Annotated in this window: 4 protein-coding genes; all 4 read left to right on the top strand. The window is 73.0% G+C overall.

Annotation, left to right across the window (positions count from 1 at the left end):
* The first annotated feature begins 117 nt into the window (after positions 1 to 117).
* The 4 genes from AC13HU_RS30790 (at position 118) to pstS (ending at position 5,740) form a co-directional block, all read left to right on the top strand.
* Positions 118 to 2,391 carry an RNA degradosome polyphosphate kinase gene (locus AC13HU_RS30790; protein ID WP_483045257.1) on the top strand — a complete coding sequence of 758 codons (2,274 nt, stop codon included), beginning with the start codon at positions 118 to 120 and terminating at the stop codon, positions 2,389 to 2,391.
* Positions 2,369 to 3,718: a CHAD domain-containing protein gene (locus AC13HU_RS30785; RefSeq protein ID WP_483045256.1), complete on the top strand. Its 1,350-nt coding sequence runs from the start codon at positions 2,369 to 2,371 to the stop codon at positions 3,716 to 3,718. The genes AC13HU_RS30790 and AC13HU_RS30785 overlap by 23 nt, the downstream gene beginning before the upstream one ends.
* Positions 3,715 to 4,134 carry an NUDIX hydrolase gene (locus AC13HU_RS30780; RefSeq protein WP_483045255.1) on the top strand — a complete coding sequence of 140 codons (420 nt, stop codon included), beginning with the start codon at positions 3,715 to 3,717 and terminating at the stop codon, positions 4,132 to 4,134. Before AC13HU_RS30785 ends, AC13HU_RS30780 begins: the two co-directional genes overlap by 4 nt.
* A gap of 454 nt (positions 4,135 to 4,588) precedes the next feature.
* Positions 4,589 to 5,740, top strand: coding sequence for a phosphate ABC transporter substrate-binding protein PstS (pstS, locus tag AC13HU_RS30775; protein ID WP_483045254.1), 1,152 nt, complete (start codon positions 4,589 to 4,591; stop codon positions 5,738 to 5,740).
* Positions 5,741 to 5,805 lie beyond the last annotated feature (65 nt).

Below are 5,805 nucleotides of genomic sequence, written 5' to 3'. Positions count from 1 at the left end.
CCGCCCGACCTGCCGAAACCCGCAGGTACACGGGACAATGGAGCGACGGCCGTCGGCCGCCGTACGGGGGCCGTCCGTGAGGCGGATGTGCCGGAACCGGAGGAGGGCTCGAAACCCATGGCCCAGACAAACCACCCGAATGTACCCGCGCAGGCGGCCCAGGCAGCCCAAGCAGCCGCGAGCACGAGCGGGCACGCCTCGAACGGCACCTTCAGCGCCCCCGACGGCTCCTTCCGGCCGCGCGTCGTCCCCGATCTCGACCCTGATCCCGACCCCGAACCGCCCGGGCTGGCCGAGGCGGGCGAGGAATTCGGCGAGGAACTCCCGCAGGGCCGCTTCCTGGACCGCGAGCGCAGCTGGCTGGCGTTCAACGAGCGGGTCCTCGAACTCGCCGAGGACCCCACCACCCCGCTGCTGGAGCGGGCGAACTTCCTGGCCATATTCGCGAGCAACCTCGACGAGTTCTTCATGGTCCGGGTGGCCGGCCTCAAGCGCAGGATGGCCACCGGCGTCGCCACCCGCTCCGCGTCCGGCCTGCAGCCGCGCGACGTGCTGGACCTGATCCTGACCCGTTCCCGCGAGCTGATGGCCCGGCACGCCGCCTGCTTCCAGAACGACGTCGGCCCGCAGCTGGCCGACGAGGGCATCCACGTCATCCGCTGGGGCGACCTCACCGGCCAGGAGCAGGCCCGGCTGGCCACGCTCTTCCGCAAGCAGATCTTCCCGGTGCTGACCCCGCTCGCGGTCGATCCGGCACACCCCTTCCCGTACATCTCCGGCCTGTCGCTGAACCTCGCGGTGGTGGTCCGCAACCCGGTCTCCGGGCACGAGCACTTCGCCCGGGTGAAGGTGCCGCCGATCCTGTCCCGGCTGCTGGAGGCGAGCCCGCAGCGGTACGTCCCGCTGGAGGACGTGATCGCCGCCCACCTCGACGAGCTGTTCCCGGGCATGGAGGTCCTCGACCACCACATGTTCCGCGTCACCCGCAACGAGGACCTGGAGGTCGAGGAGGACGACGCGGAGAACCTGCTCCAGGCGCTGGAGAAGGAGCTGATGCGGCGCCGCTTCGGGCCGCCGGTGCGGCTGGAGGTCGAGGAGTCGATCGCGCCGCGCGTGCTCGACCTGCTCGTCCACGAGCTGAAGATGAAGCACACCGAGGTCTATCCGCTGCCCGGCCCGCTCGACCTGACCGGGCTGTTCGCGATCGCCGCGCTGGACCGCGAGGAGCTGAAGTTCCCGCCCTACGTGGCCGGCACCCACCGCGACCTCGCCGAGGTCGAGTCCGCCTCGCCGCCGGACATCTTCGCCGCGATGCGCGAGCGGGACATCCTGCTGCACCACCCGTACGACTCGTTCTCCACCTCGGTGCAGTCCTTCCTCGACCAGGCCGCCGCCGACCCCGACGTGCTGGCCATCAAGCAGACGCTCTACCGCACCTCCGGCGACTCGCCGATCGTGGACGCGCTGATCGACGCGGCCGAGGCGGGCAAGCAGGTGCTGGTGCTGGTCGAGATCAAGGCCCGCTTCGACGAGCAGGCCAACATCAAGTGGGCCCGCAAGCTGGAGGAGGCCGGCTGCCATGTCGTCTACGGCCTGGTCGGCCTCAAGACACACTGCAAGCTGTCGCTGGTGGTCCGCCAGGAAGGCGACACCCTGCGCCGCTACAGCCACGTCGGCACCGGCAACTACCACCCGAAGACCGCCCGGCTCTACGAGGACCTGGGCCTGCTCACCGCCGACCCCAAGGTCGGCGCGGACCTCTCCCACCTGTTCAACCGGCTGTCCGGCTACTCGCGCCGCGAGACGTACAACCGGCTGCTGGTCGCCCCGCGCAGCCTGCGCGACGGGCTGATCCAGCGCATCCTCGCCGAGATCGGCCACCACCGCGCCGGGCGCCCCGCCTACGTGCGGATCAAGGTCAACTCGATCGTCGACGAGGTGGTGATCGACGCGCTCTACCGCGCCGCCCAGGCCGGCGTGCCGGTCGACATCTGGGTGCGCGGCATCTGCGCGGTCAGACCCGGCGTCGACGGCCTGTCGGAGAACGTCCGGGTGCGCAGCGTGCTCGGCCGGTTCCTGGAGCACTCCCGGGTGTTCATCTTCGGCAACGGCGGCGAGCCCGAGGTGTGGCTGGGCAGCGCCGACATGATGCACCGCAACCTCGACCGCCGGATCGAGGCGCTGGTACGGGTCATCGACCCGGGCCACCGCGCCACCCTCAACGGATTGCTGGAGACCGGGATGTCGGATGCCACGGCGTCCTGGCACCTGGCGGCCGACGGCGACTGGACCCGGCACAGCACCGACTCCGACGGCCGCCCGCTGCGCAACGTCCAGGAAATGCTCATCGACGCCCGGAGGCGCCGGCGTGGCCCGTCAGCAGCAACATAGCGACCTGCTCGCACAGGAGATCCCCGGTCGACCGGGCGACGGCACGGACACGGGGAGCAGCGCGGTGGGCGTCAGCACGGGGGCCGACGGCGGAAGCGCGGGCGGGGCACTGTCGTCCTATCTGCGCACGCAGGCGACCGCGTTCCTGCGCGGGCTCGGCGTGCGCGGCGACGACGAGGCCGTGGCGGACGCGCTGCTGCGCGGCAGCGCCCGGCGGATCGCCGGCGTGCTGCACACCTACGGCGAGCTGACCGACCCCGCCTGGGCCGAGCCGATGCGGGCCGAGCTGGGCTGGCTGGGCGCCACCCTCGGCCGCGAGCCGCAGTACGCGGTGCGGCTCGGCCGCCTGCTGGACGCCCTGCGCCGGCTGTCGGCCCTCGCCCCGCCCGAGGACCCGCTCCCGCCTGCGCCGCTCCCGGCTCCGACGGCGACCGGCCCGGTCGAGACGTCCGGCCGGACCTCGCCGCCCGGCGCGAAGCCCGTACCGCTCCCCCAAGGCGCCTGGCGCGCCTCCGCCCCGGCGACCGGCAGGGGCTTCGCGGCCGGGCCGGAGTACCGCGGGCGTACGGGCACGGGCGCGGACTCGGCTGTCGGCGGCGGCCCCGGGACGGAGCCGGCGGGCGCGGGCGGCCGGACCCCCGGGCCGAGGTCGGGCGGAGCAGGCGGCGGCGGCGCGGCGGTCGCCGCACGCGGCGCGGGGGCCGCGCTGACGGGCGCACCGCTGGCGGTCGGGGCGGCGCGGGCCGCCGCGCTGCTGGAGCGGCAGCTCACCCTGGCCCGTACCCGGGCGCACTCGGCGACCTTGCAGGCGATGGGCTCGGCCCGCTTCCACGCGCTGGCCGACTCCATCGCGGTGCTCGCCTCCGAGGTGCCGCTCACCGCGCGGGCCGGCGCGCCAGCGGCCGCCGTGCTGCCGCCGCTGGCCGAGCAGGCGCGCACCCGGCTCGCCGAGGCGGCTGCCACGCTGCCGTTGCGCCGGGCCGCGCACCCGTACAACGCCGAAGCCGTGCAGGCCGCGCTCGGCGCCGAACTCACCGCGGACCTGCAGGACGCGCCCTGGCACCAGGTGCGCATCCTGCTGCGGCTGAGCCGGTACGCCGCCGAGGTGCCCGGCGCCGGCGGCCACGGCGACCCCCGGCTGGCCGAGGCCGCGCTCGTCCTCCAGCGGCACCACGAGGCCGCCGAGTCGGCCGCCGCGGTGTCCGCCGCGGCCCGCACCCCCCGGATCGCCCCGGCCACCGCGTACGCGCTGGGGGTGCTGCACGCCGACCAGCGGCATGAGGTGGAGGCCGCCCGCTTCGCGTTCTCCCGGTTGTGGCAGTCATGACCACCACGGTCAGGGCGGCCGGCACCGTGCTGTGGCGACGCGCCGCGCACGGCGCCGGGATCGAGATCGCGCTCATCCACCGGCCGCGGTACGACGACTGGAGCCTGCCCAAGGGCAAGTTGAAGCGGGGCGAGGACCACGCGGCGGCCGCGGTGCGCGAGACCCGTGAGGAGACCGGCATGGAGTGCGTGCTCGGCACGCCGCTGCCGGCCGCGTACTACTGGACCGCCGGGCACCCCAAGGAGGTCCGCTACTGGGCCGCCGAGGCGCCCTCTGCGTCCGCCGCGCCGCCCTTCTCGCCCAACGACGAGGTCGACCGGGTGGCCTGGCTCGCCCCGGACGTGGCCAGGCAGCGGCTCACCCACGACCGGGACCGCGAACTGATCGCCGCGCTGCTGCGCACCCTGGCGGACTGACCGGCCGGACGCAGGGCCCAGGGCACAGGCCCCGTCCCCGCGTCCCGCACGTCACGCATCGCACGACCGCGCGCCCGTCCCCGTACCGCCGTACCGCCGACGCGCAGGCCGCCCTCGTACCGCCCTCGTACCGCCCTCGTACCGCTGACGCACGCCCGTCGCCGGGTGCCGACGGGCGCTCCCGGCTGCCGTCCGCAGGGCCGCGGACGGCGGTCCATGCCCAGGTCACCCGCGCCTCGGGCACCTCACCCGGCTCATCCGAGCCGCCCCCGCGCACCGGGCCACCACACCGACGGATGAGGTTCACCTCGCGTTCACTCTCTCCCGTTGGTCGCTTCATCTGATCTGCCTAATTTCGGCCTTACCGGTGAGCAGCAGTGCGCCGGGTGGATGCAGATAACCAAACCCTCTGCTTCGCCGTCCACCGGCGGGCTTTTGGAAGGAACACACGAAGGTGAAGCTTCAGCGTAAGAGCGGAATGCGGGCCTTGACCGTCGGCGCGGTCGCGATTACCGGCGCGCTGGTCCTGACCGCCTGCGGTTCGGACAACAACGACAGCAGTGACAAGAGCTCGTCGTCGCCCAGCGGTTCGGCCGGCACGACCTCCAACGCATCGTCGATCTCCTGCGCCAAGGGACAGGTCCTGTCCTCCGGCTCCACCGCTCAGCAGAACGCGATGGAAGTCTGGGTGAAGAACTACCAGCAGGCGTGTTCCGGCGCGACGATCAACTACAAGCCGTCGTCGTCCGGCCAGGGCATCATCGACTTCAACCAGGGCACGGACGCCTTCGCCGGTTCCGACTCCCCGCTCGCCCCCGACGAGATCGCGTCCTCCAAGCAGGTGTGCACCGGCGGCGAGGGCATCAGCATCCCGATGGTCGGCGGCCCGATCGCCATCGGCTACAACCTGCCCGGCGTGAGCAACCTGGTGCTGGACGCCCCGACGCTGGCGAAGATCTTCAACAGCAAGATCACCAAGTGGAACGACCCGGCGATCAAGGCGCTCAACCCGGGCGCCAACCTGCCGAGCACCAAGATCCAGAGCTTCCACCGCCAGGACGACTCCGGCACCACCGACAACCTCACCAAGTACCTCGGTGGCGCGGCCAAGGCCGACTGGCCCTACCCGCACGCCAAGGCGTGGGCGGGCCGGGGCGGCCAGGCCGTCGCCCAGTCCTCCGGTGTGGCCTCGCAGGTCAAGCAGACCGAGGGCGCGATCGGCTACTTCGAGCTGTCCTACGCAACCGCCGACCAGATCCCGACCGTCAAGATCGCCACCGGCGCCTCGCAGCCGGTCGAGGCCAGCAGCGCCAACGCCTCCGCGGGCATCGCGCAGGCCAAGATCGTCGGCACCGGCTCCGACCTGGCCCTCGACCTGAGCGCCGCGTACGTCACCAAGGCGGACAACGCCTACCCGATCGTCCTGGTGACGTACGAGATCGCCTGCGACAAGGGCAACAAGTCCGCCGGCCTGCCGCTGACGAAGTCCTTCCTGAACTACATCGCGAGCGCCGACGGCCAGGGCCAGCTGGCCACCGCCGGCTACGCCCCGCTGCCCGACACTATCGCCGCGAAGGTCCGCTCCACCATCTCCGCCCTCTCCTGACCCACGCGGCGGGCCCCGCGGTCGACACGACCACCGCGGGGCCCGCCGCACATCCGGTGCACCGC

Source organism: Streptomyces sp. NH27 (assembly GCF_056859195.1).
Note: the sequence above shows the minus strand (reverse complement) of the source record. Positions and strands in the feature narration are given on the sequence as shown.

Excerpts from the sequence above, each read along its gene's own strand:
- AC13HU_RS30780 (WP_483045255.1), top strand. The coding sequence starts at position 3,715 with ATGACCACCACGGTCAGGGCGGCCGGCACCGTGCTGTGGCGACGCGCC.
- AC13HU_RS30790 (WP_483045257.1), top strand. The coding sequence starts at position 118 with ATGGCCCAGACAAACCACCCGAATGTACCCGCGCAGGCGGCCCAGGCA.